Origin of the sequence: Micromonospora sp. NPDC047730, assembly GCF_043204765.1 — a bacterium.
Taxonomy (GTDB): Bacteria; Actinomycetota; Actinomycetes; order Mycobacteriales; family Micromonosporaceae; genus Micromonospora.
Window position 1 is genome coordinate 120205 of sequence record NZ_JBIDCU010000013.1, and the last position, 26959, is coordinate 147163.

The window sequence follows — 26959 nt, forward strand, 5'->3', positions numbered from 1 at the left end:
CGCCCGGCGCTGTCACGGGCGCTTCAGGCCGCCGTCTCGCAGCACCACGTCGGTCCGGTCGAGCAGCGACGTGAGGGCGTCGCTGGCCTTGGCGATGCTGTCGTTTGATGCCGCGAAGAGGGCGGCATCCCCCTGGTCCAGCGATTGTTGGCACTCCTGACTACCCTTTGCCGCTTGTTCGACGAACCTGCGCCAGTGCACCTGGCCCTGAGGGTCGGGCACCCGGAAGTAGCGGTCGGCGTCCCGCGCGACCTGACCGATGTCGGCACAGATCGGCCGGAACGTGGCCGGGTCGATCTCGGCGCGTGCGCTGTTCGCGGCGTCTGCGGCGTCCGCGGCCTGGATCTGTGCCGTACCGAGGCGTTCGAGGGCGACGGCGTAGCGCCTCACCAGGTCCCCTGCGCCGAGGTTCTTCCACGCGAGCACCTGCATGGCTCTTGTCTCGTCGGACACCGCCGGCGGGTCACCAACGGGCACCATGAGCTGCACGTTGGCCGCGGCCTCACGTTTCGAGGAGCGCTTCATGTCCAACAGGCTCGCTTCCTCCAGCACGGTGACCCCCACCGCGGCGGCGCACAACACACCGACGCACAGCCGTCGGGCGACCAGCCCGCCCCGTCCTTCCCTCGCTGGACGCGCTTTGGCGTGGTGCCCTCCGGGTGTCCACACCTGGCGGATCGCGGAAACGGTTGCGGCCGCGATGACGGCCGTGACCGCGGTGACCACGAGAACCTGGCCCACGAGAAGCTGGACCAGCGGCCAGGCCGCGGCAGGACGCCACTGGCAGGACGACGCCAGGGTGTTCAGTAGTGGAACGCACCCGTCGAACGACAGGAGGACGAACCACCCGCAGAGGCCGATCAACGCCGCGAGCTCGGCGGTGATGATCGCGATGAGCAGCCGGTGGCGACTCGCGACCACGCTCGCGGCGACGGCGGCTGCCGTGGCCGCCGTCACCAGGGCCACCAACACCCAGCCCTCGTAGATCCAGAGGTACAGGCCGCCCCGCTGCCCACGCGGTGGTTGCCAGGAATGCATGTACGCCGCCGCGCCCGCGACGGCCACCCAGCCCGACACCCCGCCCAGCGCCGCGACTCCGAGCATCCCTCGTAGCGGCGGCAGCTCCACAGGTGGCTCCGCCGCGGCCGGCTCCCGCAGCGCGCCGGGCACCCAGCGGAGCGTGGCCGTAGCCCGTCGGCTCGTCCAGGCCAGCAGCGGCACGGCCCACAGGGCCGCGACCATCGGTAGGACGAGGGGCTGGTCCAGGCTGTGCAACAGCGGGTGGACGATGCCGATCACGCTGGCCGCGGCAGGATGGTCGGCCACCTCGCCGGGGTAGTCGCGCTCCAGCAGCGCACGCGTGTCGAACGCCGGCCCGTTCAGGTACTGAAAGCCCCACTCGCGCCACCACGTGAACCATGCCGACAACACAAGGCACGCGGATGCCAACCCCGCCAGCATCACCGGCCGGATCGTCCGGCCCGGCCATGCCCTGAGCCACAGGTGGGCGCACTGCGCGACCCACCAGGTGAACGCCGCCCCGGCGAGAACCACCAGCACCAGGATCGCGGGGCGTTGGGGCAGCCACTCGGTGAGCACGATGTCGTTCAGCACCAGCTCGCCGGCCATCATCCCCGTTCCCAGCCACAGCCCTGCCCGCAGGCCGGAGGGCACACGCCGTCCGGTGAGCACGGCATGGGCCACGGCACGCCACAGGGCGACCCCCACCAGCCCGGTGACCAGCCCCGCCGCCGCGACAGCCGCCACCTGGCCGAGCCACGGGCGGGTCAGATCGGACATGCTCAGGTACAACCGCACCTGGGAGTTGATCAGAGTCGCGGCGACCCCGGTCAGGAACATCGGCAGCGACCGCAGACCGAACAGCACCGCCGGATCGTCCAGCGCCTCTCGGCGCAGGTCCCATCGCGGATGGGTGCGCCACAGCTCGACGAACGAGGCGCCCAGCCGCCTCAGTCTCCCCTCGGGCGGGCCCGGGGTCGCCACCGCCCAGGGGCGGGGGTCGGCACCCCATCGCGCCGCGGCCAGATCGGCGTAGATCTCCCGGCTGCGCAGCACGTCCGACCGCGCGAGATGGATCAGCGCCACCAGGAAGACCGCCAGCACGAGGTTACGGGTCGCCATCGGCACCGCACCGGACCACTCCGGCGACCACGGCCCACCCGGGAACGCGATGATCCACCACACGACGTAGGGGAGGAGCACCACCGCCAGGAACACCCGCCACACCGCCACCGTGGCGTAGGCGAGGGTGACGTCGCCGTTGCGGATGTGGGCGAACTCGTGCAGCAGGACCGCCCGGAACGCCTCGGGATCGGTGGCCCTGCGGGCGAGCAGCCCACCGTGCAGGCACACCGTCGGCCGGCGGTTGCGGCCGAACACCACCGCCCCGGCCGAGGCCGCCGCCGGATCCACGACGACATTCGGCGTACGGGCCAGGCCAGCCGACGCCGCCAGACTCTCCACGGTGCGCAGGATCTCGCCGTCACGGTCGATCGCCGTCAGCGGGACGACCCGGCCACGCCGCGCCTTCCAGAGATGCAGGCACCAGAACAGCACGCTGGCCAACACCACCAGCAGAGCCGGCCACGCCAGGCGGATCCACCACGGCAGCGGTCGCTCATGGCGGGCGATGCACGCCTCGTAGGCATCCACGTTGGCCATGAAGCTGGCCTCGCCGGCCGCGCTGTAGGCATCGTTGGGATCCATCCCGGTGGCGAGCAGGCAGGCGAAGCCCTCCACGCTGTCGGTGTCGGAGAGCCACGCGGTGACGTTGGCCGTCATGGTCGCGCTGCTCACCAGCAGCAAGACCACCAGCAGCGCGAACCGCACGGTCGTGCCGGCACCCATCGCCCGCTCGTCGACCCGCGACCGGGCAGGCTCGGCGACCATCACGCCCTGTCCCCGGGCCCGGGCCTGTCCGGGCTCACGGGCTCCGGCACGGGTGTCGCCGGCGCGGTCAGCGCCAGCCGGGTCACCAGCGCGTCGGCGATCGCCGTGGCCCGCTCGTCGTCCAGGCCGCGCTGCACGGCGATCTCCAACACTCGCTGCCGTACGTCGCCGAGTTGCTCGCGGGTCAACGCGGGGATCTCCACGGGCGCGGCCCGCCGGCGAAAGACCTTGCGCAGCATGGCTTTCGTCCCCTTGGCCGCGCCATCCACAGCCGAAGCGGCAGCCCGGTCGGCGAGCTGCTGCACGACCAGCCACACCACCGGGGTCGCCAACGCCACGACCTCGCCCCACCCGAAACCCAACGGCTCACGCCGCCTGCCCCGGGTGCCCAACCGCCGTACCACCGTGGCGTCGTCGAACGCGACCAGCCCGTCCACCAGAGGCAACTCCTCCGGGGCGACCGAGGCCACCACGTCCCGGACCACCTCGCGCACCTTGACCCCGCCGGCCGCGCCTTCCTCGTCAGTAGTGGTCACCACACCTCCCCGAGCCGCCCGGAAACCGGGCGCCAATGACATGGGCACATGTGCATGTGTATCCGCACGGTGCCACTCGCCGGCCGGCCCCGGAAGCGGGTGGGAGCTCCTGACGGAATGATGGAGTGCGTTTCTCCGGGATGTGCGGACCGTTCTGGTTCTACATCTGGCGGTCGGCGGGGCGGCCGGTGGGCGCCGCGCCGGTGCGCTGGTCCAGGGCGCGCAGGAGGTTGGCGCCGAGGACGTCGTCGCGTTCGGCGGCGGAGAGTTCGTCGAGACCGGCCGGGTGCAGGGTCTGCGCGAACGACACGTGGTCGAGGCTGGGTGGGAAGTCCGAGCCCCAGTACAGCCGCCGGGTGCCGAAGTCCGTCACGAGCAGCTCGACGAACGGTCGTGCCGCGTCGTGCGGGTAGCCGTGGGAGGGCTCGCTGACGGCGTACAGCCCGGAGATCTTGACGCCGACGTGGGGTAGCCGCGCCAGGTGGGTGAGGGGCGTGAGCATCTCCCGCGCCTCGTCGCCGGTGGGCACCACGGGCTGCGCGCCGGGCAGCCCGAGGTGGCTGAACAGGATCGTGCACCCGTCCAGGGCGGCGAGGGCCGAGCCGAGCCGTTCGGTCGCGGCGGGTGTGGCGTTCAGGCTGAGCAGCGCGGCGGCGTTGTTCAGCGCCGACGTGTGGCGAGCCAGCCAGTCGCTGAAGCGGTCTGCCGAGGCCGGGTCGGCCAGGTAGGCGGCGATGCCCACGAAACCCGCCGACCACCAGCGGTCGAGCGAGTCTTCGTCGGCTGGTCCATCTGGTGGGACGTAGGCGACCGGCGCGATCCAGTCGTGCGCGGCGGCGAGGGCGGCCAGATGGTGGTTGTTCCCGGCGAAGCCGGCCTCGCCTTCGTAGCCGATCACCAGCGACCGGACGATGCCGTGTTCGCGGCGTAGGCCTTGGTAGACGGTCAGTTCGTCGCCGCCGGCGGGGGAGCGGCCGTAGCGACCGGGGTAGCCGGCGGCGAACAGGTGCAGGTGGGCGTCGGCGCGTTGCATGGTTCGGACCCTAACTCAAATTTCGCCTGGCCATTGACGCGGAGACACCCCTGACTTAGGTTCTTGTCTCAATTAGGTCCGGATTACGTTGGCGCGAGCGAGGAGTGAGCCGGGTGACGCTGCCAGGCGACGAGGTTGATGAGCTGGTACGGCTGCGGCGTCAGCTTCACCGGCACCCCGAGCTGCGGTTCACGGAGCGGCAGACCGCAGCTACCCTGGAGCGCCTGCTCGGGCCACTCGGTCAGATTCGCACCGGAATTGCCGACACCGGCGTCGTCCTGGAGATCGACGGTGGTGTCCCGGGGCCGACGGTCCTCCTTCGGGCCGATATGGACGCCTATCCCGTGCAGGACAGCAAGCAGGAGCCGTACGCCTCCCGCAATCCGGGCGTGTGCCACGCCTGCGGGCACGACGTGCACATGACGGTCGCCTACGGGGTCGCCGCCCGGCTCGCCGCCGACCCGCCCGCCCGGGGTGCGGTGACCGTGCTGTTCCAGCCGGCCGAGGAGATCCCGTTCGGCGCCGACTCGGGGGCCGCCGCGGTCCTGGCCGACGAGGCGTTCCGCGACCGCCGGTTCGACGCCGTGCTCGGGCTGCACTGCTGGCCCGACCTGCCCGCCGGAGCGGTGGGGATCGACCGGGCGACCGCGATGGCGGCCAAGGACGCGTTCCGCGTCGAGGTGCTCGGGCGGGCCGCGCACGCCGCCACCCCGGCGCTGGGCCGGGACGCCATCCTCGGCCTGACCGCCATGGTGTCCACGTTGCACGCGGCCGTCTCCCGGTCCCGCGACCCCGACGAACTGGTCGCCTTCAACATCGGCACGATCGCCGGCGGAGCGAGCCAGAGCCAGGTCGCCGAGCGGGCCGAGGCCACCGGGACGCTGCGTACCCACGACCCCGTCGTGCGGGAGCGGCTGAAGGAGGTCATCGAACGCGTCGCCCGCCAGCAGGCCGCCGCGCTCGACCTCGGCGTACGGTTCGCCTGGGCCAACGAGATGCCGCCGGTGCGCAACGCCCCGGAGGTGGTGGCTCTCGCGCACGCCGAGCTGTCGGGGCACGTCGACGTCGTCGACCTGCCGGTACCGCCCCTGACCACGGACGACTTCGCCCTGCTGGGCGCGCTCGGCCCGAGCCTGTACGTCAAGCTCGGGGTCACCGGCGAACGCGGTGGCGCGCCGCTGCACTCCGGCGCGTTCGACGTCGACGAGCGGTGCATCGCGACGGGGGTCGCCGCCCTGGAGCGCCTCACCCGGGCGGTCCTCGACGGTCGGCTCGCGGAGGACGCACCGGCCCCGGTCGCCGGCGCGGGCACCGCGGCGGCGGTGGCCCGGTGAGCACCGGGCCGCGGGTGGCCGTGGTCGGGGCGGGCGCGTTCGGCGCCCGGCACGTCGCCGCGTACCGGTCGCTCGGTGTCCGGGTGGACGCGCTGGTCGACCCGGACACCGCCACCCGGGAGCGGGTCGCCGCCCAGCACGGCATCCCGCGCACGTTCGACTCCGTCGCGGCCCTGCTCGCGCAGGCGGCACCGGATGCCGCCTCCGTGTGCGTGCCCGGGCCGGCGCACCGGGCCGTCGCGCTCGCACTGATCACCGCCGGGATTCCCGTGCTGGTCGAGAAGCCGCTGGCCGCGACGGTCGCCGACGCCACGGCGATCGTCGCGGCCGCCGAGGCGCACGGGGTGCTCTGCCAGCCGGGGCACATCCTGCGGCACAGCCCCGCCCACCGGGCGCTGCACGACGCGGTCCGCGAGGGCCGCCTGGGCCGGGTGCTGGCCGTCTCCTCGCGCCGGGACCGCCCCCGCTCCCTGACCCGGCTCTTCCCGAACGACCATCCCGCACTGCTGACCGCGGTGCACGACATCGACCTGGCGCTCTGGTACGCGGCAGCGCCGGTGGTCGAGGTGCGCGCGGCGGCCCGGACCCGACCGGGATCGGCGACGCCGGTCCTGGTGTGGGCGGAGCTTCGACACGCCAACGACGTCGTGTCGTCGATCCGCAACAGCTATCTCCTGCCCGAACACACCCCCAACCACACCTCGGACCTGGTCGAGGTGTACGGCACCGACGGGGTCGGCCACGTCGACCTCGGACACTCCACGGTGCTGGTGCAGGCCGAGCAGACCGAGGCGCCGGACTGGCTGCTCTCCCCGGTCGACGGCGGTGGCGCGCTCGCCGCCGAGCTCCGGCACTTCCTCCGCCAGGTCGACGGCAGCGACGCGTCCCCGGTCGTTCCCCTGGCCGACGGACTGCACGTGGTCCAGATCGCCGCGGCCGTAGTCGACAGCGCCGCCGCCGACGGCGCCGTCCGCCGAATCCCTCAAACCCCCTCGCTGACAGGAGCTTCTGCCGATGAATCGACGTAGATTGGCCGGTCTCGTCGCCGCGGGCGTGGCCGCCGCCGCGCTGCTGACCGGCTGCGGTGGCGACGACGCCGCGGGCGGCCCGGTCACCCTGAAGGTGCTGACCTGGGAGCCGGGTGGCACCGAGTACTGGAAGCAGGTCAAGACCAGCTTCGAGGCCAGCCACCCGGACATCAAGCTCGAGATGCAGTCGGTGCCGTTCGACAAGTACCCCGAGGTGCAGGGCCCGTACATCACCTCGCAGTCCGGGCCGGACGTGATGGCCAACAACGCCGGCCTGGAGTTGTTCGACCGGCGTGGTGCGTACGTGCCGCTGGGCGACAAGGCCGCGGAGATCAACAAGGACCTCGTCACCTACAGCGGTGCCTGCGAGGGCTTCGACACCAGCAAGCCCTGCTACGGCGTGCCCTTCTCGTACCAGGGCAACGTCCTCTACTACAACAAGGACGTGCTGACGGCCGCCGGGCTCGACCCGGAGCGGCCCCCGGCGACCTGGGACGAGTTCGGCGCGGCCTGCGACGCGGTCGCCAAGACGGGGAAGACCTGCCTGGCCCTGGGCCTGTCCGGCACGTTCCCGGCCTACTGGGACTTCCCGGAGATCGCCCGCAGCTACCTGAGCGAGGACGACATCCGCGGGTTGCTCGCGGGCACCCTGTCCTGGAAGGACCCGAAGCTGGTCTCAGTGCTGGAGAAGCTGGCCGAGATCACCACCAAGGGCTGGGCGAACAAGAACGCGCCGTCGATCACGATGCTCCCCGACGGGGCGGACATCTTCCAGCGCGGCGGCGCCGCCTTCGCCGGGACGATCATCTCCGACGCGGTGAACTGGGAGGCGTTCGGCAAGGCCCTCGGCGACGACAAGCTCGGCGTGACCCGCTGGCCGGCAGCCAACCCGACGGCGCCGCTGGCGCAGAAGTTCTCCGGCATCGAGGGCGCCGTCTACGGGGTGACCAAGTGGAGCGAGAAGAAGGACGCCGGCCTGGCCTTCATCACCTGGCTCGCCGGCAAGGAGAACGGCGAGCTGTGGGTCAAGCACGCCAAGGGCCAGCCGCTGAACAAGAACGTCGACAAGGCGCTGCTGCCCTCCTCGCCGGCCTTCCAGAAGATCCAGGAGTTGGTGGCGGATCCGACCCTGCACGCCGGCGTGATGCTCTCCGGCCCGGAGGCCGACGCGCTGGCCCGTGGCTGGCAGCAGGTCACCCTCGGCCAGCTCACCGTCGACAAGTGGGCCGAGCAGATGCAGCAGGCCCTGGAGCGCAGCCCGACGAAGAAGCAGAACAAGTAGTCGCCCCGGGCGGGACGGCCCCGGCCGCCCCGCCCGGCCCGCCCCAGAGAGGAAACCCGATGACCATCTCCACCGCGCCGGTGTCGGAGCCGGTGGTCGCGGACCGCCCGCCCGAGCCCGCACGCCGTCCGGTCCGCGCCGCGCGGATCCGGGAGTGGTGGCTGGGTGCCGCCCTGGTGCTGCCGGCGCTGGCCCTGGCCGTCGCGTTCAAGTTCGTGCCCCTCGGCCGGGGCGTGGTCACCAGCCTCGAATCGTCGAGCGGTTTCGGTGGCAGTTCCTTCGCCGGCGCCGACAACTACACCCGGATGCTCGACGACCCGGTGGTGCGCTCCAGTTTCCGCAACGCGCTGCTCGTGGTGGCGACGCTGCCGATCTGGGTCGTGCTGCCCCTGGTCCTGGCGGTGGTCATCCACCAGCGCGCCCCGGGCTGGAAGTTCTTCCGCGCCGTGTACTTCATCCCGTACACCATCGCGCCGATCGTCGTCGGCATCATGTTCCGGCAGATCCTCGCCCCGGACGGGCCGCTCAACGCCTTCCTGCGCTCGGTCGGGCTGGACCCCCTGGCCCTCGAGTGGCTCAACGGCCGCTACAGCGCCCTGTTCTCGCTCGTCGCGGTGGCCCTGTGGAGCCTGTTCGGCCTGGGCGTGATGACCTACCTCGCCGGCCTGGCCACCGTCCCCGAGGAGGTCCTCGAGGCCGCCTACCTCGACGGGGCGAACTTCTGGCGGCGGCTGTTCTCGGTGGTCGTGCCGATGCTCCGGCCCACCGTCGCCTACTGGAGCGTGCTGTGCGCCTCCGGCGTGCTGATCTGGCTGTTCCCGCTGATCTACGCGCTGACCCAGGGCGGGCCGGGGGACGCCACCATGCTCCCCGAGTACCTGGTCTTCCTCACCACCTTCCAGTTCCTGGACCGGGGGTACGGCTCCGCCATCGGCATCGCCCTGTTCGTCTTCGTCGCCCTGCTGTCGATCCTCAGCGTGCGGCACATGTTCACAGAGGGGACCCGGAAAACGCGATGAACCGGCGTGCCACCGCCCGGCTGGGGCGTTACCTGTTGACCTTCGCGCTGGTGGTCGTCGCGGTTGCGGCGGTCTACCCGTTGCTGTTCACCATCGTCAGCTCGCTGAAGACGCAGACGGGCTTCGCGCGGGACCCGCTGGGCCTGCCGACCGGCGTGACCCTGGAGAACTACCTCGAGGCGTTCCGCCGGATGGACATGCCGCGGCTGCTGCTGAACTCGCTGATCACCACCGCCGGTGGGCTGGTGCTGTCGGTGCTGGCCGCGCTGCTGGTCGCGTACGCGGTCACCAAGCTGCGCTTCCGGGGCGGCAAGCTGGTCTTCCTGCTGATCATCGTCACGTTGACCATCCCCAGCCAGGCGATCATCTATCCGCTGTACCAGACCGTGCTGGACCTGGGCATGTCCGGGCAGTACCAGGGCCTGATCCTGGCGTACGCGGCGTTCGGCCTGCCGTTGGGCACGTACCAGCTGGCCGGTTACTTCCAGCAGGTGCCCGACGAGCTGATCGAGGCGGCCAGGGTGGACGGCGCCGGCCACTTCACCATCCTGTTCCGCCTGTTGGCGCCGATCGCGACCCCGGCGCTGGCCGCGCTGGCCATCTTCAACTTCGTCTGGATGTGGAACGACCTGCTGCTGCCCCTGGTCATCATGGGCGGCTCGGACAGCAAGACGTTGATGGTCGGCGTCTCCCTGCTCAGCGGCCAGTACGACGTGTCGGTGCCGCTGGTCAGCGCCGGTCTGATCGTCGCGCTGCTGCCGGTGTTGATCATCTACCTGGTCTTCCAGCGGCAGCTGGTAGCCGGCGCGTTGGCCGGCTCCGGCAAGTGAGCCCGCCGGTGGAGGTTTCCGGTGCGGACGGGGCGGCCGGGCCGGGGGAGTCCGGGCCCGGGGTCCAACTGTGCCACCTCTACCGGCTGCGCCCCGGGGCGGAGCGGGAGTACGAGCGCCGGCACGCCGAGATCTGGCCGGAGATGTCGGCATTGCTCGACGACGCCGGCATCTACGACTACCACATCTACCGGCACGGGCTGCTGCTGATCTGCGTGCTGCGGACCCGGCACGGTCACCCGCACGCCCGACGGGTCACCGGCGCGTCCGCCGTGCAGGCCCGCTGGACCCGGTCCCTGGCGCACCTGTTCGCCGAGATCGCCGACGCCGACGGCGAACCGCTGTGGGCGTACCCGGTCTTCCACCACGCGGGCCGTCCCGCGGGATGCTGAGCGCGGCGTCGCGCACCCCCGTGGCCCGGCGGACCGTCCCGCCGGGCCACGGCGGTGAGCACTCAGACCGCGTAGGCGACCGAGCCGTCGGCGCGCAGCGGGATCCGGGTCAAGGGGCGACCGGTCAGGTCGAGCGGCGTGGCGTCGGTGAGGTCCAGTGTCACGCCGAGTCCCGGTTCCTCCGGCACCGGCAGGAAACCGCCCTGCCGCCGTACGCAGGCACGCGCGGGCCCGTCGGCGAGCTGGTCGTCCAGGGGCGAGTACTCCTGCACCACGAAGTTCGGGATGGCCGCGTCCAACTGCACCGAGGCCATGGTCAGCAGTGGACCGAGACAGTTGTGGCTCACCACGGCGGCGTGGTGGGCCTCGGCCAGTGCGGCGATCTTGCGGGCGTGGCTGATCCCGCCGGCCAGGCCCAGGTCGGGGCGGACGTACTGGGCGCCGCCCTGGGCGAGCAGCTCCTTGAACTCCCAGATGCTGTGCAGGCGTTCGCCGTTGGCCATCGGCACCCCCGCCGCGCGGCGGGCGACGTCGGCCTGGCTGCTGACGCTGTCGATCTGGATCGGGTCCTCCACCAGCAGCGGCAGGTGCCTGGCCAGCGCGGGCACGACCGCCTCGGCCTGCAGGGGCGTGAGCTTGCGGTGCAGCTCGATGAGCAGGTCCACGTCGGTGCCGACGGTGTCGCGGACCGCGGCGGTGGTGGCCTCGGTGGCGGCGACCAGCCGGGCCAGCGACAGGTCGGGGTAGTCGGCCGGCAGCGGGTCGAACTTGACCGCCGTGAAGCCGTCGGCCACGGCTGCCGCGGCCTGTGCGGCCAGCGCCTCCGCCCCCGTGCCGGGCAGCAGCAGGTGCAGCCGGATCCGGTCGCGCACCCGGCCGCCGAGCAGCTGCCAGACCGGGACCCCGAGGCGCTTGCCGAGCAGGTCCCACAGGGCCAGGTCGACCGCGGAGACGGCGGCGGAGAGCACGGAGCCCCGGAACGGTCCCATCCGGTAGAGGTGGTGCCAGTGGTGCTCGATCCGGGTGGGGTCGGCACCGAGCAGGTGCGGACGGAACGCCTCCACGACGGCGTGCACCGCGGCGGGGTAGCCCCAGCAGGCGGACTGGCCCACGCCGACCAGCCCGTCCGATGTGTGCACCTGGACGAAGTGCGCGTCGCCCAGCACCACCGACTCGACGGCGGTGATCTCCATACCTGCCTCCAAATAAGAGACCAATAACGGCCAGAAACTTGCTCTTGCACTCTTCCATAGCCTTACAGCGCTGGTCTAGGCTTCAAATCGAACGAGCCGGAATAAGGCTCTAACTACCACTGGGGGTGTGATGGGTCTGCCGGACGACTATCGGCTCATGGCCCGGATCCGCCGGTTCGAGGAGCGGCTGTCCGCCCTCAAGGACGACGGCGAGATCCCGGGCTCGATCCACCTGTGCAACGGCCAGGAGGCGATCCCGGTCGGCGCCTGCCGGCCGCTGCGCGACGGCGACCACGTGACCGCCACGTACCGCGGTCACGGCTGGGCCATCGCCCGGGGCGTGGACCTGGTGGGCCTCTTCGCCGAGATGATGGGACGCGACTCCGCCCTCTGCGGCGGCCGGGCCGCCTCGCCGTACCTGTCCGACCCGGGCCGGTGGTTCATCGGCGAGAACTCCATCGTCGGCGCGGGCGTGCCCGTCGCCGCCGGCGCGGCCCTCACCGCCCACCGGACCGCGAGCGGCGCGGTGTCCGTGGTCAGCATCGGCGACGGCGCGATGAACCAGGGCAACGTCCACGAGGCACTCAACCTCGCCGCGGTGCTCGACCTGCCGCTGGTGCTGGTCGTGGAGAACAACGTCTACTCCGAGATGTCCCGCATCGAGGACATGGTGCGGGTCCGCCAGCTCGCCGAGCGGGCCGCCGGCTACGGCATCCCCGGCCGGGTGGTGGACGGCAACGACCCCGACGCCGTCGCCGAGGCGGTCGCCGAGGCGGTCACCCGGGCCCGCGAGGGGTCCGGACCGTCCATCGTCGAGGCCATGACCGAACGGCTGGTCGGCCACTACAGCGGCGACGTGCAGCACTACCGGCCGGCGGGCGAGGTCGCCGCCGCCCGGGAACGCGAGCCGCTGGCCCGGATCCGGCAGGCCGCCGACGCCGCGCTCACCGCCCGGCTCGACGCGATCGACGCCGAGGTCGCCACCGAGGTGGAGGCCGCCGTCACCGCCGCCCGTGCCGTGCCGTTCCCGGACCCGGCGACCGTCAAGGAGCACGTCCATGTCTGAGTCCCTGCGCTACATCCAGGCCGTCAACGCCGCGCTCACCTGGGCGCTGGACAGCCGGGAGGACACCGTCTACTTCGGCGAGGACGTCGCCCTGCCCGGCGGGCCGTTCGGCGCCACGAAGGGGCTGCACAAGCGGTTCGGCTCCGCGCGGATCTTCGACACCCCGATCTCCGAGACCGGGTTCCTCGGCATGGCCCTGGGAGCGGCGATGACCGGCCTCCGGCCGATCGCCGAGATCATGTACGCCGACTTCTCGTTCGTGGCGATGGACCAGTTCGTCAACCAGATCTCCACCATCCACTACTCCAGCAACGGCCGGTGGAAGGCGCCGCTGGTGATCCGGATGCAGCAGGGCTACTCGCCCGGCGCCTGCGCCCAGCACTCGCACTCACCCGAGGCGTACTTCGCGCACACCCCCGGGTTGCGGGTGGCCCTGCCGGCCACGCCCGACGACGCGTACCAGATGCTGCGCACCGCGGTCGTCAGCGACGACCCGGTGGTGGTCGCCGAGGCGCGCATGCTCTACCCGACACGCGGCCCCGTCCGCACCGACGCCCCGGTCGAACCGGTCGGCGGCGCCCGCGTGGTCCGCCCGGGCACCGACGTCACCGTCGTGGCGTGGTCCCGGATGGTCTCGGCGTCGCTGGACGCCGCGGGCCAGCTCAGCGAGGAGGGCATCGAGGCCGAGGTGATCGACCTGCGCTGGCTCAACCCGCTGGACTTCGACACCGTCGCCGCCTCGGTGGCCCGCACGGGTCGGCTGGTCGTCGCCCACGAGGCGAACCTGACCGGCGGGTTCGGCGCCGAGATCGCCGCCCGGGCCGCCGCGGAGTGCTTCGCCGACCTGCGCGCCCCGGTCGCCCGGGTGGCCACCCCGGACGTGCCGATGCCGGCCGCCCCGGCCCTGCAGGCCGCCGTGATCCCCGAGGCGGCCGACGTGGTGGATGCCGTGCGCCGCACGGTCACGCGATGACCGCTGACACTCCGCCGGCCGGCCTGCTGGCCGGCCGGCGGGTGGTCGTCGTCGGCGGCGCCTCCGGCATCGGCCTGGCCACGGTCCACGCCGCCGCCGCGGCCGGCGCGGCGGTCGCGGTGCTGGACGCCGACGGCGACGGCGCGGCCGGGGCCGCCGCCGCGGCCCGGCGCACCGGGGCGAGCGCCAGCGCCCGCCGGGTCGACGTGACCGTCGAGGCCGAGGTCGCCGCCGCGCTCGACGACGTCGCCGCCGAGTGGGGCGGGATCGACGCCGTGCTGCACGTGGCGGGCGTCATGCGCGGCCAGGGCCTCGACGTCCGGGAGGTCACCGCCGAGCTGTGGGCGCAGGTGATCGCGGTCAACCTGACCGGGCCGTTCCTCGTCGCCAAGCACGCGGTGCGGCACCTCACCCCGGGCACCGGTGTCCTCGTGCTGGTGGGCTCCAGGGCGGGCGTGCAGAACGGCTCCGGCTCGGTACCCTACGGCGCGAGCAAGGGTGGACTGCACGGCCTGGCGCTCACATTGGACCGACAGCTCCGTCCACAGGGGATCCGCGTGCACACGCTGTGCCCCGGCGACATCGACACGCCGCTGATGCGACGGTCGCTGGACGAGGCGCGGACCAACGGGACCGACGCCGGCCGGGTCGCGGAGATCGAGGCGGCCCTGGGCCGTCCGGAGGACGTGGCGTCCGCGCTGGTCCTGTTGGCGTCGCCGGTCAGCGACGGTGTGGTCGGCACCGTCCACACCCGCTGAGCAGCCCGCCCGAGACCGGCGACGACGTGGAGGTGGCAAGGTGATCGGCATCATCGGTCCGGAGGACTCGATCCGGCTCGTGCAGGAGGTCGCCGCGGGCGAGGGCCGCGCCACGGACCTGACGGCCCGCACGTACACCCGGCCGGAACAGGCCCTCGAGCTGGCCCGCGAACTCGACGAGCTGTGCCAGGTGCTGCTCTTCACCGGGCGCATCCCGTACGCGTTCGCCGCCGCCGCCGGCGACCTGCGCGCCGAGATCGACTACATGCCGCACGCCGGCATCGACCTCTACCGGACACTGTCACGGATGCTGCTGGCGAGCGGCGGACGGCTGCCCACGGTGAGCGTGGACACTATCGAGGCCGACATCGTCCGCGAGACGTACCACGACATCGACCTGATCCCGCCGACCGAGATCCTGCCCATCGCGGACTCGTCCGGCCTGCTCTTCTCCGGCCTCGACGAGATCACCGCCTTCCACCGCGAGCGGTACGCCTCCGGCGCGGTCGAGGCGTGCCTGACCTGCCTCGGCGCGGTGCACCGCGACCTGGCCGACAGCGGGGTGCCGGTCTGGCGGGTGGAACACACCCGCGCCTCCGTGCGGGACGCCCTGCGCCGGGCGTGGCTCGCCGCGGAGGTACGACAGTCCCGCGCCACCCAGATCGCGGTGATGATGATCGAGCTGACCGAGCCCGCCAGCCGCCAGCAGGACCCGTACCAGATGGAACGGGAGCGGCTGCGGCTGCGCGAGGCGTTGCTCGAACATGCCGAGCGGATGCGGGGCAGACTGGGCACGATCGACGACCGGACGCTGCTCATCACGACGACCCGCGGCACCGTCGAGAGCGCCATCGCCCGGCACCGGGCCGGCCACGCCTCCCTGCTGACCCTCCGCGGTGTCGACGTCGAGCACACGGTCGGCTTCGGTGCCGGCACCACCATCGCCGCCGCCGAGGACAACGCCCGCAAGGCGCTGGCACTCGGCCGCGGCAGCGGCGACACCCACGTCGTCTTCCCCGACGGGCAGATCTACTCCAGCCGGGAGAGCCCGGTGAAACAACGGCTCCGCGAGACCGCCCCCGAGGTCCTGCGGATCTCCGAACAGCTCCGCCTCGGGCCGCTGTCGACCCGCCGGTTGCTGGACGCGCTGCACCAGATGGACCCGAACCAGGTGACCGCGCGGGCCCTGGCCGACGCCTACGGGGTGGAGGCGCGCTCGGCGCGCCGACTGCTCAAGTCGCTGCGGGCCGCCGGCTTCGCCGAGGAGGTCGGCGTGCACGTCAGCACCGGCGCGGGCCGGCCGCAGACGGTCTACCGGGTGGCGATGCGGCGGCTGCTCGAGGCCATCGGCGGTGAGGCGTGAGGTTCGAACCGACCTTCCTGGTCACGGCCACGTTCGCCGCGGACGCCGCCACCCGCCGGGAACCGCACCGGCAGGCCCACCTCGCCCACGTCGAGGCCCTGCTCGCCGACGGCACCGCCCTGCTCGCCGGGGCCCGGGCCGACCTCGGCGCTTCCGTCCTCGTCCTGCGGGCCGCCGACGCCACGGCCGCCCGCAGCCGTGTCGAACAGGATCCGTACTGGCAGCACCGGGTGTGGACCGGCATCGAGGTGGTCGACTACCTCGCCGTCACCCCGCAATCCCTCGGGAGGTCTTGATGTCGCAGTACCGCCAGATCGCCGGAGTCCGGGTGCAGGGCGCCGCATCCGCGCCCTACGCGGCCCGGCTGTTGGGCGAGGCGTGGGGTGAGACACCCGAGGGGGTGCCGGTCCGCTTCGAGGCCGACCCGGCGCGGCCCGAGGGCGGCTACCGGATCGAGGTACCCGAGCAGGGCGAGATCCGGCTCAGCGGCGACCCCTTCGCCGGCCTGGTCTACGCCGCGCGGGAGCTGCTCGCCCTGGCCACCCCGGCCGGCGTGCCGGTGGGCGTCCGGGAGGGCGCGCCTCGGCTGCCGCTGCGCAACCTGTGGACCTGGGACCACTCCACCAACTGGGACCTTCGGCAGCTCGGCCAGCAGGAGATCGGCGCCCTGAACCCGTACGCCAAGCCCGCCGACGCGTTCGGCGCCGACTACCGGCGGCTGGTCGACTTCTGCAGCCGGGAGCGGATCGGCGGCATCGTGGTGTACGGGCTGCTGCGCGACGCCCACGGCGGCGTCGAGGCGGCCCGCGAGCTGTGCGAGTACGCCAACGCCCGAGGCGTACGGATCATCGCCGGGATCGGCGTCAACGCCTACGGCGGCATCTACTTCGACGGCCGGCACCGCTACAACCTCGCCACCTGGCTGCGGCAGCGCCCCGACCTGGCCGCCGAGCTGCCGAAGAAGGTCGGGTTCGACATCGACGACTTCGGCGACCTGCACTTCCCGGCCAGCGAGTACATGATGGCCGCCTGCCCGTCCCAGCCGGACAACCTGGCGTGGCACCGGGAGGCGGTCGACTGGCTGCTGGACACCCTCCCCGTCGGCGGCGTCAACTTCGAGACCGGCGACTACGGCAGCTGCGCCTGCGCCAGGTGCGCGGCCCGCACCGGCGGCGAGCGCACCTCCTGGTCGTACGAGGCCATGCGGTCGGTCTACCCGACCCTGCTCGAGACCGCCCGCCGCACCGGGCCGGCGGGGGTGCCGCTGCGGCACCTCGTCGAGGTCTACTGGGACAACATCTTCGACCTGGAGGCCCAGAAGCCGCTGGCCGACCTGCCCGACGACGTGGCCTACCAGTACTGCGTCAACCGGGGCTTCTGGCACGACAACCGGGACCGGCTCACCGCCGACCACGTCGACGGGCTTCCGCACACCACCAACGTGCTGCGCACCCACGCCGGCTCCCAGTGGAACCGGCAGCGGCACTCCTGGGTGCCCGACCTGTACGCCGACATGGCGACCCGGGCCGCCGGGGCGGGCATGCGCGGCCTGACGATCTTCGCCGAGGCGTCGGCGTACCACCCGACCAACGAGATCAGCTACCTGGCGTACGCGCGCTTCACCTGGAACCCGGACCTGGCCTGGGCGGAGTTCTGGCGCGCGGAGGTGGCACCGCGGTTCGGCGGCGCGGCCGAGGCCGAGGCGTTCCGCGCCGGCGCGGCCGCGCTGGACGACCCCACGGCGACGGCGGACGCCCTCGGCGCGGTCCGCGGCGACGCCCTGGCGATGGCCGCCGCCACCAGCGGTGACGTGCAGCGCCGGTGGCTGTGGCTGGCCGAGCGGGCCGCCCGTCACGCCCACTCCGCCGGCTGACCTGCCAGACCCCGCCGGCGAAGCAGCGGTGCGGCCGGACGACCGGCCCCCGCTGCGCCGCGGGTACACCGCCGGCGAATTTCACCCGCTTCGGGTGAGGGCCGCTCACCACCGGGCGTTCCAGGCTGTACGAACAGTGCGGCTCGCGGGGGTGTTGGAGGAGGCTTCTGATGGGGGACCCGACCGCCGACTTTCTCGGCCGGCTGGGCCGGAGCCCGGGCACGCCGATCACAATGAAGGCCCGGGGCACGATCCGGCTGGACGTCGAACGCGATACGGGAGTAGATGTCTGGTTCGTAACGTTGTGCGACGGCACGACCCAGGTGTCGCGCCAGGAGCAGCGGCCGGACCTGGTGATCCGGGGCCACCAGACGCTCTTCGACCGGCTGGTCCAGGGTCGGGCGCAGCTCTACGCGGCGCTGATGCGTAACGAGATCAACGTCGAGGGCGACCTGGCGCTCCTGTCGTCGTTCGAGCGGCTGCTGCCCGGCCCCGAGGGCGCCCACCACCCGCGCGACTTCGCCCGTGCAGGAGGACAGGGTTCATGAGCGAACGAGGCGTCAGCATCCTGGACGGCAACACGTTCGTCGTCAGCGACGAACGTGGCGACCTGCACCCGTCGCCGACCTTTCCCACCGGGCTCTTCTCGTTCGACACCCGGTTCCTGTCGAAATGGGTGCTGACCGTCGACGGTCAACCGCTCAACGCCCTGTCCCGGGACGACCTGCAGTACTTCGAGACCCGCTACTTCCTCGTGCCCGGCGAGCCGACCCACTACGTCGACGCGAAGGTCTCGGTCATCCGGCAGCAGCAGATCTGCCGGGAGTTCAGCGAACAGTTGACGGTACTCAACCACGACACCGAGGAACGGCACCTCACGTTGCGGGTGGAGATGGCCACCGACTTCGCCGACCTGTTCGAGATCAAGGACGTGCGGCAGAAGACCGGGAAGACCCTGACGAGCGTCGAGGACGGTCATCTGCGGTTCCGCTACGAACGAGGCACCTTCCACCGTGAGACGATCATTTCGAGCACTTCGCCGGCGCGCGTCGACGAAACGGGGATGACCTTCGACCTCCGGATCGCACCGCGCGGCAGGTGGAGCACGGAGCTGCACGTCTACCCGATCGTGCGCGGCGCGCGGGGCCTCGACATCCGGGCCAGCCTGGACGCCCACCAGGGGCGGGTGAAGCCGCAGCTGCGGCAGGACCTCGACGACTTCCTCGTCCAGACACCACAGCTGGTGTGCGACCACCGGTCCCTGCAGACGGCGTACGAGCGCAGCCTCACCGACCTGGCCGCGATGCGGTACTCACCGCTCGCCTTCCCCCGGCGGTTGCCGGCCGCGGGACTGCCCTGGTTCATGACCATCTTCGGCCGCGACAGCATCTTCATCAGCCTGCAGACGCTGCCGTTCGTGCCGGAACTCGCCTCGACGGTCCTCCGCGACCTCGCCTTCCAGCAGGGCAGCAAGCTGGACGACTACCGCGACGAGGAACCCGGGAAGATCGCGCACGAGTTCCGCTACGGCGAATCGGCGGCGTTCGAGGAGCAGCCGCACAGCCCCTACTACGGATCGGCGGACTCCACCCCCCTGTACGTGATCCTGCTCGACGAGTACGAGCGGTGGAGCGGGGACGCCAGCCTGGTGCGACAGTTGGAGCTCGAGGCCCGCGCGGCGCTGAACTGGATCGACGAGTACGGCGACATCCTGGGCAACGGCTACGTGTCGTACCAGCGGCGAAACACCGTGAACGGCCTGGAGAACCAGTGCTGGAAGGACTCCTGGGATGCCGTCTCCTACCGGGACGGCCGGCTGCCCGGACTGCCACGCGCGACCTGTGAGCTGCAGGGGTACGCCTACGACGCGAAGCTGCGCGGCGCCCGTCTGGCCCGGCAGTTCTGGAACGACCCCGCCTACGCCGACCGGCTGGAAGCCGAGGCGGCCGACCTCAAACGGCGTTTCAACCGCGACTTCTGGATCGAGGAGGGGGAGTACTACGCCCTCGCCCTCGACACCGACGGCAAGCCGGTCGACGCCATGTCGTCCAACATGGGCCACCTGCTGTGGAGCGGCATCGTCGAACCGGACCGGGCCCAGAAGATCGCCCAGCACCTCCTCGGGCCGAGCATGTTCTCCGGGTGGGGTGTCCGCACCCTGGCCGACAGCGCGGCGCGGTACAACCCGGTCGGCTACCACGTCGGCACGGTCTGGCCGTTCGACAATTCGATCATCGCCTGGGGGCTGTGGCGCTACGGCTTCCGCACCGAGGCCGGCCAGATCGCCGAGGCGGTCATCGACGCGTCGCAGTACTTCGGCGGGCGGCTGCCCGAAGCGTTCGCCGGCTACGAGCGGCCCCTGACCAAGTACCCCGTCGAATACCCCACCGCCTGCAGCCCGCAGGGCTGGTCGGCCGGAGCGACCCTGCTGTTCCTCCGTACGATGCTCGGCCTCAATCCGCACGAGGACCACCTCGCGGTCGATCCCGCCCTGCCGGCCGCGATCGGCCGGATCGAACTGCTCGACATCCCGGGGCGTTGGGGGCGCGCCGACGCGTTCGGCCGGAGCGGGGTCGACAGCCGGCGTCGGGCCAGGGCTCGACGGTAGGGACGGAACAGGGGCCTCCTCAGGCGGCAGGAACCAGCTCGGCCGAATTCAGGAACGATCGTTCTTGACTGGTCGTTCCTAAACCCGCTACTGTGGCTGACATGGGGAGACCACGTGGGTTCGACGAGGATCAAGCTGTCCAGGCGGCGATAGGAGTTTTCGCCGAGCGGGGATACGACGGCACGTCCGTCGACGACCTGGTGGCCAGCCTCGGCGTCCATCGCAACAGCCTGTACAAGACCTTCGGCAGCAAGGGTGGGCTCTACACCAGGGCGCTGCGCTGGCACGTGGAGCACCAGGTGCGACCACTCGTCACGGCCGTCGCGGCGGCTGGCGACATCACCGAGGCGATGCATCGCGTACTCGCCACCGACGCGGCGAAACCCGGCTTCGACCTGCTCCTGAGGGCCGCGGTCGAGCGCGCCCCGGTCGATCCCGAGGTCGCCGAAGTGGTCGCCCAGTGCCTGCGGGAGATGGACGAGGCCCTCGGTCGCGTCCTGATCGCCGAACATCCGGGCGCCGACGGAACCGCTCGCGTCGAGGCACTGACCACCGCGCTGACCGCCACCGTGCTGGGTCTGCGCCTGCGGGCCAGGGCCGGCGCCTCCGATACGCAAACCACCGAAGCCGGCGCGGCAGTGGCCGACCAGCTCAGCCAGCACGAGATCTGAGGAGACAGATATGGCACGTGTGTATGTCGACGGCGAGGCCCTCGTCGTGGAGATCGAAGGCCTGGACAAGCTCTGGGCACTGAAGAGCCGGCTCACCATCCCGCTGGTCAACGTCAGGGGCGCGACCGCCGACCCGGGGATCGTCAAGGAGCCGAAGGGGCTGCGAGCGCCGGGAGCCCACCTTCCCGGAGTCATCGTCGCGGGCACCTTCCACACCGAAGGCGAGCGGGTGTTCTGGGACGTCCGTGATCCAGCCAAGGCCGTCGTCATCGAACTGACCGACGAACGCTACAACCGCCTCGTCGTCCAGGTCAGCGACCCCCGCGCCACGGTTCGGCTCATCGAAGAGGCCACGCGGACGCCCTGACCGGTCCGTCCGTCGCTTCCCGGCCGGTGGCCGCTCCGGCGGCCACCGGTCCCTTTTTCACCCCACCTCGAATGGCGATGCCTCATGCCCAAGATCCAAAGGCTGGTTCCCAGTGACCACGACAAACCGCTCACCAGCATCACGAAGACGTCCGACGGCGTGCGCGTGCAGGTGCGCAACCTCACCAAGCGGTTCGGTGCCGTCCCGGCGGTCACCGACCTGACCTTCACCGTGGAGCCCGGGCGGGTCACCGGCTTCCTCGGCCCGAACGGCGCCGGGAAGTCGACCACCCTGCGAATGATCCTGGGATTGGTTCGGCCCACCTCCGGCGACGCGCTCATCGGTGGCCGACGGTACGTCGACCTGCCGCAGCCGGCTCGTACCGTCGGCGCGGCCCTGGACGCGTCAAGCTGCCATCCCGGAACCAGCGCCCGGGACCACCTGCGGATCTACTGCGACATGGCCGGGCTGCCGCTACGACGCGCGGACGAGGTCATCGAGGCCCTGGACATGTCCGGGTTCGCGGGCCGCAAGACCGGCCAATTCTCCACCGGCATGCGCCAGCGGCTTGCCCTCGCCACGGCCCTACTCGGCAACGCTCCCGTGCTGCTTCTGGACGAGCCGACCAACGGGCTCGACCCCGGGGGGATCGCCTGGCTACGCCGGTTCCTACGCCAGCTCGCCGACGAGGGGCGCACCGTCCTGGTCTCCAGCCACGTGCTCAGCGAGGTGGAACAGATGGTGGACGGCGTGGTCGTGCTCAGCGGCGGGCGCCTGATGGCCGAAGGCACCCTCGACGAACTCGCTGCGGTGACCGTTCCCGCCGTCGTGGTCCAGTCTCCTGACGCCGACCTCCTCGCCGCGCGACTGGCCGATGCCCGGACGACCGACGGTCGCCCGCCCCGGATCGAGAACACCGGTCCGGGCACCCTCCGAATCCATGGCCTCAGCGCCGAAAGGGTCGCAGACACCGCGGCGGGCGCGGGCCTGCGCGTGTACGGACTGACTCCGTGCCGCACCGACCTGGAACAGGCATTTCTGCAGTTGACCGGGGAAAAGAGGACCACCAGATGAGCCACCTCGTCCGAGCCGAGTTCCGCCGGCTGTTCGCCACCCGCCTCTGGATCTGGGCCGTGGCCGCCGCGGTCGTCTTCGGCGGCGGCCTGGTCGGGCTGCTCACCATCATCGGCCCCGAGAACGTCAATCCGCCCCTGCCCGGACTGGACACCGAGGCCGGCATCCGGGCGGTACTCGGCCTCGCCGGGCTCGGAGTGATCGTCCCTGCGCTGTTCGGCGCGACGGCGGTCACCTCCGAGTACCGGCACCGGACCATCTCGGCCACGTTCCTGTTCGCACCTCGACGCTGGAGCGTGCTGGCCGCGAAACTCCTCGTCTACCTCGTCGCCGGGGTGGCCTACGGGCTGATCACCACGATCGCGGCCGGCATCGCGCTCTACGCCGGGACGGCTGTCCGGGACATCCCCACCGGCGCACCACTCGATGTCGTCGTCAGTCTGCTGCTGCGCCTGGTCGTGGCGATGGCGGCCTACACCGTACTGGGCGTGGGCATCGGCGCGCTGGTCCGCAACCAGGTGCTCGCCTTGGCCGGCTTGGGCGCGTACCTCTACATGGGCGAGAACCTGCTGCTCTTCATTCCCGGGGTGAACACGGCATACCCGTTCCTGCCCGGCGGTGCCACCGCCGCGCTGACCAACTTCACCGCGCTCACCCAGGTGGCGAACGACACGACCGGAGCCGCACCGCAACTCCTCTCCCCGCAGGCCGGCGCGGGGCTGCTGATCGCCTACGCGCTCGCCGCCGCGCTACTGGCTATCGTCCTGCCCCTACGCAGGGACGTCGTCTGACCAGGGCGGACGACCGGACGAGCACGAGGCGTGCGCCGGGTCGGCACCCCCGGGCTTTCCCGGTCAGGTGGGCCGGCGCACGCCCCGCTGGTCCAGCCAGCCGTCAATATCGAAACCCCGCGTCGCTCTCGGTCTGCCGTCGGCAGGCGCCGCCCTTGTACCGTCTTGGAACCGGTGCGCCCGCAGTCGCGTCGGGAACGGTGGTATCAAGGACCGACGTCAGCCAAGGAGGGGCAGTGCGGAGTTTCGCCCGTACGTTCGTCGGCAACCTCGTGCTCTTCACCGTCTTTGGGGTGGCGGGGCCGATCCTGCTGGTCTGCGGCGCCCTGGGCGTCACCGATGCCGGCGAGGGCGAACGGGGTGTCCCGCTGGCCTTCCTCCTCGTCGGGCTGGGGTTCACCCTCGCGATCCTCGTCAGCGCGTTCCTCTTCACCCGCAGGCACCACCCGGTCATCACCGACCGCGACCGCGTGTCCACGGCGTATCAGTGGGACGACGACACCCTCGCCATGTGGACTCCCCGCGCCCGGATCCCCATCCAGGGCGGCCGGCTGGCCACGGCCGAGGTGCGCGAGGCGGCACTCGTGTCGTACGGCGACGACTGGGAGGCGACGTACCAGTCCTACGGCGACCTCGACCCCGACGAGCCGAAGCCGCGCATCCGGCTCGGGCTGCGGGTCCAACCTGACGGCGGCGAGCCGTTCGAGTCGACGCACACGTGGCGGGTGCCGTCCCTGTGCCTGGGGGCCGTCACCGCGGGGCGACTCGTCGCCGTCGTCCATCCCGACATCCCCGAGGAGTTCGGCATCGACTGGCCGCGCAGCGCCCTGCTGTCGGGCGCCAGGACGTGCAGGCTGCTCGGTCTCGACGGGCGGCACGTCGAGCTGACCGGTCGCCCGGATCTCCTCCTGGAGCTGTGGCGGATCACCGGCACCGGGACCGCGGGCCGGATCACCATGGACGGCGACACGATCGACCTGCGCCGCGTCGATCCCGCCATGGCGACGCAGCTCCAGAACCTGGTCGAGCGGGCCGCCGGCGGGTGGCCGGCGCCCGAGCCGGTGCCGGACGGGCAGGCCAGGTGGGTGGTCGACCATTTGCCCGCGGAGAAAGGGGCGTTCGGCGGCGTGGACCGCCGGTGGGCCCGCCACGGCGGGCACCTCGTCCGTGGCCGGTTCCTGGAACTGCGGGGCACGAAGACCTTCCAGTACGCCGGCCCGGTGCTGGAGACCGTCCTGCGTGTCTTTCCCGCCGACGGCACCGCCCCGATCGACCTCGGGAAGAAACTGACGGTGCCGATGGCCTACCTCGCGCTGCTGCACCGCACGAAGCAGCTCGTCGTGCGGGTCGGCCCCGACCGCCGGTCGTACGAGATCGACTGGGCGCGCACCACCCTCGCCGTCGGGGCGCGCCCGGCCGTCGTGATCGGACCCGACGGTCGCCGGTTCGACCTGACCGGCCGGTTCGACGCCCTGCTGGCGATCATGCGGCTGCTCGTGGCCAACCGGGTGAGTGTCTCCGGCAACGTCCTGGATCTCCGTGACCGCCGCCCCTCCGCTGTGGCGGGGCAGGTCATGGACGTGGTCCGTGCGCGTCCCGACCGGAATTCGCATCTGGACTTCCCGGTGCCGTAGAGCGGGGCCGCACCCGCTGTGCCATCAGTGCGGCCCGCCCACCACCGCGGTGTTGCTCGACGTCGCCGAGGGCTCGAACCCGGTGATGGCCGGGCCGCGTCGTCGGAATGGTCAGCGCGGCTGCTCGGCGAGGCCCTGGATGCCCTGCAACGTGGCGGTCATGGCGTCCCGCAGGGCGGCCCGTCGGTGCTCGATGATCTGCTCCTCGTTCTCGGGGGCCCGGTCGATGACCAGGCTCACCCCGCTGCGGCCGGGGCCGATCCGGACGGACTGGACCAGCCGGCAGCCGTCACCCTCGGGAGCGAGCCGGAACTGCCAGGCGGCGGCCGGGCGCCGCAGGTCGGCGGGGCCGCCACCGAAGCGGTTGTCCGGGTCGAGCACCACCCAGCCGAAGACCTGCGGCTCGTCGAACCGCACGACGTGCGAGATGGTCCGCCACTCGCCCAGCGCGGGATGGTGGTTGTGCCCCTCGAACCGGGCGCCGAGCGCCGGCCCCCGGCTGCCGTCCAGCCATCGGACCCGGCGCAGCTCCGTACTGAACCGCGTGGGCAGCTCGATGTCGGTGACCAGCTCCCACACCCGGGCCGGATCGGCCGCCAGGCGCAGGTCGCACTCCACCGTCGGGCCATCGACGTAGCGCACGGCGCCCTCCCTTGTGTCCTTCGGCTCTCCAGATCCTCTCACCGCGGGCACGTCGGCGAGGGGCCGCGCGGGTCCGGCGCCGGGAGGTCAGCACCGTGGCACGTTGGGGATGAAGCCGTCGTGGCCGGTCAGGACGTAGGCGTCCGAGACGTACCTGTTGGTGCCGATCCGGTTCCAGACGTTGGTGGTGCCGTAGGTGCCGGTGACGGTGGTGCCGACGGCCTGGCAGTAGATGCTGACCGTCGTGCCGTCGGCGACGGATCCGACGATGGCGTAGCCGGCGCCGGGCCCCGAGCGGACGTTGAGGCCGGCCCCTCCGGTGTTCACCGTGCCGGAGCCGACGCCGGTCTTCCCGTTCACCAACTCCATGTAGTAGGTCCAGTTCCAGTGCGGGCCCGGGTCGGTGTGGGTGGCCCCCGGCACCTCGTTGTGGCCGATGATGTGTGCCCGGTCCTTGGGGATGCCGTACTTGTTGGCCAGGTTGCGGGTCAGGGCCGCGGACGCCCGGTACATCGCGTCGGTGAACCAGGCGGGGTTGTCGACGTAGCCCTCGTGTTCGATGCCGATGGACTGGGTGTTGTAGGTCCAGTTGCCGGCGTGCCAGGCGATGTCCTTCTCGCGCACGGACTGGGTGACCGCGCCGTCGGACGAGCGGAACGTGTAGTGCGCGCTGGCCTTGGCGGCCGGGTTCTGGAACCAGCTGATCGATCCGGCGTAGCTGCCCTGCGTGACGTGGATGACGACGTACCTGACGGGGTGGCTGCCGGGCCGGCTGGCCACGGTGTAGTTGCTGGGGCTGGCCGGCGCCCACGCGGCCGGTCCGTAGTCGGTGCTGAGGGTTCCGACCCCGTCCGCCGCCTGGGCGAGCACGCCTCGCTGCGGCGCGACCGGACGGCCGGGAACGGCCAACGCTTCGGGCTGTGCCGTCTCGAAGCCGGTTCGGAGCAGGTCGTAGACGGCGTCGGCGTAGAGCCGGGCGACCGCCGGGGTGCTTGCCCCGCCGTAGCGCGCGACCGAGCCGTACCACCTGTTGACGTCCTGGCGCTCGACGGCGGTCAGGCCGGCCTGGTCGGCGTAGGAGCGCAGGACGGCGGCGGCCCCGGCGACGTTCGCGGTCGGGTCGGCGCGCAGCGTGTCCCGGTCGAGCCGGGTCAGCCGGGCCGCCTCGTCCAGGGTGTGCAGGTTCGGGTTGCTGACCAGGTGCATGAGGCCGTAGCCGCCCGCCGCGCTCGGTCTGCCGCCATGCCCGTCGAGGCGCGTCTCGGCGTGGCCGAGGGCGAGGAGCAGATCGCGGGGAACGTCGTACCGTCGTGCGGCGGTGTCGAACGCGGTGGCCAACCGGCTTGATGCGGCCGAGCCCCGGTCCGGGTCGGCTGATGCCGGCGAAGCCGCCAGGACTGACTCACCGGACAGGACCAGAGTCGCGGCGAGCATGGCGCCGAGTAGCCCGTGCGTACGCCGTGAGGCGCGTCGACCAGTCACCTTCCACCCCTATTTGTGATAGATGGAGCTCGATGGATGGCCCGTAACATACCCCGCAGCCGACGGTGGTGTAAACGGTTTGCGGTGCCGGGCTTTCGGG

At 71.9% G+C, this 26959-nt stretch carries 25 protein-coding genes; 19 read left to right on the forward strand and 6 right to left on the reverse strand.

Annotated elements, in window-relative coordinates:
• Nucleotides 1-12 precede the first annotated feature (12 nt).
• From ACGF5G_RS26190 to ACGF5G_RS26200, 3 genes are all read right to left on the reverse strand, one after another.
• Complete coding sequence (locus ACGF5G_RS26190; protein WP_393267278.1) at nt 13-2910, reverse strand: M48 family metalloprotease; 2898 nt, start codon at nt 2908-2910, stop codon at nt 13-15.
• Complete coding sequence (locus ACGF5G_RS26195; RefSeq protein ID WP_393267280.1) at nt 2910-3446, reverse strand: hypothetical protein; 537 nt, start codon at nt 3444-3446, stop codon at nt 2910-2912. Before ACGF5G_RS26195 ends, ACGF5G_RS26190 begins: the two co-directional genes overlap by 1 nt.
• 160 nt (nt 3447-3606) lie before the next feature.
• Nucleotides 3607-4479, reverse strand: a complete 873-nt coding sequence (locus tag ACGF5G_RS26200; protein ID WP_393267282.1) for an amidohydrolase family protein — start codon at nt 4477-4479, stop codon at nt 3607-3609.
• A gap of 113 nt (nt 4480-4592) precedes the next feature.
• Between ACGF5G_RS26200 and ACGF5G_RS26205 the strand changes: the two genes are divergently transcribed.
• The 6 genes from ACGF5G_RS26205 to ACGF5G_RS26230 are packed head-to-tail and all read left to right on the forward strand — an operon-like array spanning nt 4593 to nt 10364.
• The gene (locus ACGF5G_RS26205; protein ID WP_393267285.1) at nt 4593-5813 is read left to right on the forward strand and encodes a M20 family metallopeptidase; all 1221 of its coding nucleotides are present in this window, start codon (nt 4593-4595) and stop codon (nt 5811-5813) included.
• Entirely contained in the window at nt 5810-6841 is a 1032-nt protein-coding gene (locus ACGF5G_RS26210) for a Gfo/Idh/MocA family protein (RefSeq protein ID WP_393267288.1), read from the forward strand. Before ACGF5G_RS26205 ends, ACGF5G_RS26210 begins: the two co-directional genes overlap by 4 nt.
• The gene (locus ACGF5G_RS26215; protein ID WP_393267291.1) at nt 6828-8123 is read left to right on the forward strand and encodes an ABC transporter substrate-binding protein; all 1296 of its coding nucleotides are present in this window, start codon (nt 6828-6830) and stop codon (nt 8121-8123) included. The genes ACGF5G_RS26210 and ACGF5G_RS26215 overlap by 14 nt, the downstream gene beginning before the upstream one ends.
• Before the next feature lie 59 nt (nt 8124-8182).
• On the forward strand, nt 8183-9142 hold the full coding sequence (locus tag ACGF5G_RS26220) for a carbohydrate ABC transporter permease (RefSeq protein ID WP_393267294.1): 960 nt from the start codon (nt 8183-8185) through the stop codon (nt 9140-9142).
• Complete coding sequence (locus tag ACGF5G_RS26225) at nt 9139-9972, forward strand: carbohydrate ABC transporter permease (RefSeq protein ID WP_393267297.1); 834 nt, start codon at nt 9139-9141, stop codon at nt 9970-9972. Before ACGF5G_RS26220 ends, ACGF5G_RS26225 begins: the two co-directional genes overlap by 4 nt.
• 8 nt (nt 9973-9980) lie before the next feature.
• Entirely contained in the window at nt 9981-10364 is a 384-nt protein-coding gene (locus ACGF5G_RS26230) for an L-rhamnose mutarotase (RefSeq protein ID WP_393267300.1), read from the forward strand.
• A gap of 62 nt (nt 10365-10426) precedes the next feature.
• On the opposite strand, the gene ACGF5G_RS26235 is transcribed toward ACGF5G_RS26230, so the two are convergent.
• Nucleotides 10427-11557: a mandelate racemase/muconate lactonizing enzyme family protein gene (locus ACGF5G_RS26235; RefSeq protein WP_393267303.1), complete on the reverse strand. Its 1131-nt coding sequence runs from the start codon at nt 11555-11557 to the stop codon at nt 10427-10429.
• A 130-nt stretch (nt 11558-11687) separates the two neighbouring features.
• Between ACGF5G_RS26235 and ACGF5G_RS26240 the strand changes: the two genes are divergently transcribed.
• From ACGF5G_RS26240 to ACGF5G_RS26300, 13 genes are all read left to right on the forward strand, one after another.
• Complete coding sequence (locus ACGF5G_RS26240; protein WP_393267306.1) at nt 11688-12623, forward strand: thiamine pyrophosphate-dependent dehydrogenase E1 component subunit alpha; 936 nt, start codon at nt 11688-11690, stop codon at nt 12621-12623.
• A complete protein-coding gene (locus ACGF5G_RS26245) occupies nt 12616-13596 on the forward strand; it encodes a transketolase C-terminal domain-containing protein (RefSeq protein WP_357462199.1) in 981 nt (326 codons plus the stop codon). Before ACGF5G_RS26240 ends, ACGF5G_RS26245 begins: the two co-directional genes overlap by 8 nt.
• Nucleotides 13593-14354, forward strand: coding sequence for an SDR family oxidoreductase (locus ACGF5G_RS26250; RefSeq protein ID WP_357462198.1), 762 nt, complete (start codon nt 13593-13595; stop codon nt 14352-14354). Before ACGF5G_RS26245 ends, ACGF5G_RS26250 begins: the two co-directional genes overlap by 4 nt.
• Nucleotides 14355-14394: 40 nt before the next feature.
• Nucleotides 14395-15717, forward strand: coding sequence for a hypothetical protein (locus ACGF5G_RS26255; protein WP_363705258.1), 1323 nt, complete (start codon nt 14395-14397; stop codon nt 15715-15717).
• On the forward strand, nt 15714-16013 hold the full coding sequence (locus ACGF5G_RS26260) for a YciI family protein (RefSeq protein WP_393267310.1): 300 nt from the start codon (nt 15714-15716) through the stop codon (nt 16011-16013). The genes ACGF5G_RS26255 and ACGF5G_RS26260 overlap by 4 nt, the downstream gene beginning before the upstream one ends.
• Entirely contained in the window at nt 16013-17590 is a 1578-nt protein-coding gene (locus tag ACGF5G_RS26265; RefSeq protein ID WP_393267313.1) for a hypothetical protein, read from the forward strand. The genes ACGF5G_RS26260 and ACGF5G_RS26265 overlap by 1 nt, the downstream gene beginning before the upstream one ends.
• 170 nt (nt 17591-17760) lie before the next feature.
• Nucleotides 17761-18138 (forward strand): SCP2 sterol-binding domain-containing protein, encoded by a 378-nt coding sequence (locus tag ACGF5G_RS26270; protein WP_393267316.1) that lies wholly within the window; start codon nt 17761-17763, stop codon nt 18136-18138.
• Entirely contained in the window at nt 18135-20198 is a 2064-nt protein-coding gene (locus ACGF5G_RS26275; protein ID WP_393267318.1) for a glycogen debranching N-terminal domain-containing protein, read from the forward strand. The genes ACGF5G_RS26270 and ACGF5G_RS26275 overlap by 4 nt, the downstream gene beginning before the upstream one ends.
• A gap of 101 nt (nt 20199-20299) precedes the next feature.
• Complete coding sequence (locus ACGF5G_RS26280; RefSeq protein ID WP_393267321.1) at nt 20300-20869, forward strand: TetR/AcrR family transcriptional regulator; 570 nt, start codon at nt 20300-20302, stop codon at nt 20867-20869.
• A gap of 10 nt (nt 20870-20879) precedes the next feature.
• Nucleotides 20880-21236, forward strand: a complete 357-nt coding sequence (locus ACGF5G_RS26285; protein WP_393267324.1) for a hypothetical protein — start codon at nt 20880-20882, stop codon at nt 21234-21236.
• Nucleotides 21237-21320: 84 nt separating this feature from the next.
• Nucleotides 21321-22310 carry an ABC transporter ATP-binding protein gene (locus ACGF5G_RS26290; RefSeq protein WP_393267327.1) on the forward strand — a complete coding sequence of 330 codons (990 nt, stop codon included), beginning with the start codon at nt 21321-21323 and terminating at the stop codon, nt 22308-22310.
• Complete coding sequence (locus ACGF5G_RS26295) at nt 22307-23101, forward strand: ABC transporter permease (RefSeq protein ID WP_357462191.1); 795 nt, start codon at nt 22307-22309, stop codon at nt 23099-23101. The genes ACGF5G_RS26290 and ACGF5G_RS26295 overlap by 4 nt, the downstream gene beginning before the upstream one ends.
• 236 nt (nt 23102-23337) lie before the next feature.
• Entirely contained in the window at nt 23338-24735 is a 1398-nt protein-coding gene (locus tag ACGF5G_RS26300) for a hypothetical protein (RefSeq protein ID WP_393267330.1), read from the forward strand.
• A 111-nt stretch (nt 24736-24846) separates the two neighbouring features.
• Here the strand turns inward: ACGF5G_RS26300 and ACGF5G_RS26305 are convergent, their stop codons facing one another.
• Entirely contained in the window at nt 24847-25377 is a 531-nt protein-coding gene (locus tag ACGF5G_RS26305) for an SRPBCC family protein (protein ID WP_393267332.1), read from the reverse strand.
• Between the two features lie 87 nt (nt 25378-25464).
• Nucleotides 25465-26715: an N-acetylmuramoyl-L-alanine amidase gene (locus ACGF5G_RS26310; RefSeq protein WP_393267335.1), complete on the reverse strand. Its 1251-nt coding sequence runs from the start codon at nt 26713-26715 to the stop codon at nt 25465-25467.
• Nucleotides 26716-26959 lie beyond the last annotated feature (244 nt).

Bases quoted from the DNA above. Each gene is read 5' to 3' on its own strand.
- ACGF5G_RS26190 (WP_393267278.1), bottom strand. From the start codon at position 2,910: ATGGTCGCCGAGCCTGCCCGGTCGCGGGTCGACGAGCGGGCGATGGGT.
- ACGF5G_RS26200 (WP_393267282.1), bottom strand. From the start codon at position 4,479: ATGCAACGCGCCGACGCCCACCTGCACCTGTTCGCCGCCGGCTACCCC.
- ACGF5G_RS26215 (WP_393267291.1), top strand. From the start codon at position 6,828: ATGAATCGACGTAGATTGGCCGGTCTCGTCGCCGCGGGCGTGGCCGCC.
- ACGF5G_RS26220 (WP_393267294.1), top strand. From the start codon at position 8,183: ATGACCATCTCCACCGCGCCGGTGTCGGAGCCGGTGGTCGCGGACCGC.
- ACGF5G_RS26225 (WP_393267297.1), top strand. From the start codon at position 9,139: ATGAACCGGCGTGCCACCGCCCGGCTGGGGCGTTACCTGTTGACCTTC.
- ACGF5G_RS26235 (WP_393267303.1), bottom strand. From the start codon at position 11,557: ATGGAGATCACCGCCGTCGAGTCGGTGGTGCTGGGCGACGCGCACTTC.
- ACGF5G_RS26240 (WP_393267306.1), top strand. From the start codon at position 11,688: ATGGGTCTGCCGGACGACTATCGGCTCATGGCCCGGATCCGCCGGTTC.
- ACGF5G_RS26245 (WP_357462199.1), top strand. From the start codon at position 12,616: ATGTCTGAGTCCCTGCGCTACATCCAGGCCGTCAACGCCGCGCTCACC.
- ACGF5G_RS26250 (WP_357462198.1), top strand. From the start codon at position 13,593: ATGACCGCTGACACTCCGCCGGCCGGCCTGCTGGCCGGCCGGCGGGTG.
- ACGF5G_RS26265 (WP_393267313.1), top strand. From the start codon at position 16,013: ATGTCGCAGTACCGCCAGATCGCCGGAGTCCGGGTGCAGGGCGCCGCA.
- ACGF5G_RS26270 (WP_393267316.1), top strand. From the start codon at position 17,761: ATGGGGGACCCGACCGCCGACTTTCTCGGCCGGCTGGGCCGGAGCCCG.
- ACGF5G_RS26275 (WP_393267318.1), top strand. From the start codon at position 18,135: ATGAGCGAACGAGGCGTCAGCATCCTGGACGGCAACACGTTCGTCGTC.
- ACGF5G_RS26280 (WP_393267321.1), top strand. From the start codon at position 20,300: ATGGGGAGACCACGTGGGTTCGACGAGGATCAAGCTGTCCAGGCGGCG.
- ACGF5G_RS26285 (WP_393267324.1), top strand. From the start codon at position 20,880: ATGGCACGTGTGTATGTCGACGGCGAGGCCCTCGTCGTGGAGATCGAA.
- ACGF5G_RS26290 (WP_393267327.1), top strand. From the start codon at position 21,321: ATGCCCAAGATCCAAAGGCTGGTTCCCAGTGACCACGACAAACCGCTC.
- ACGF5G_RS26295 (WP_357462191.1), top strand. From the start codon at position 22,307: ATGAGCCACCTCGTCCGAGCCGAGTTCCGCCGGCTGTTCGCCACCCGC.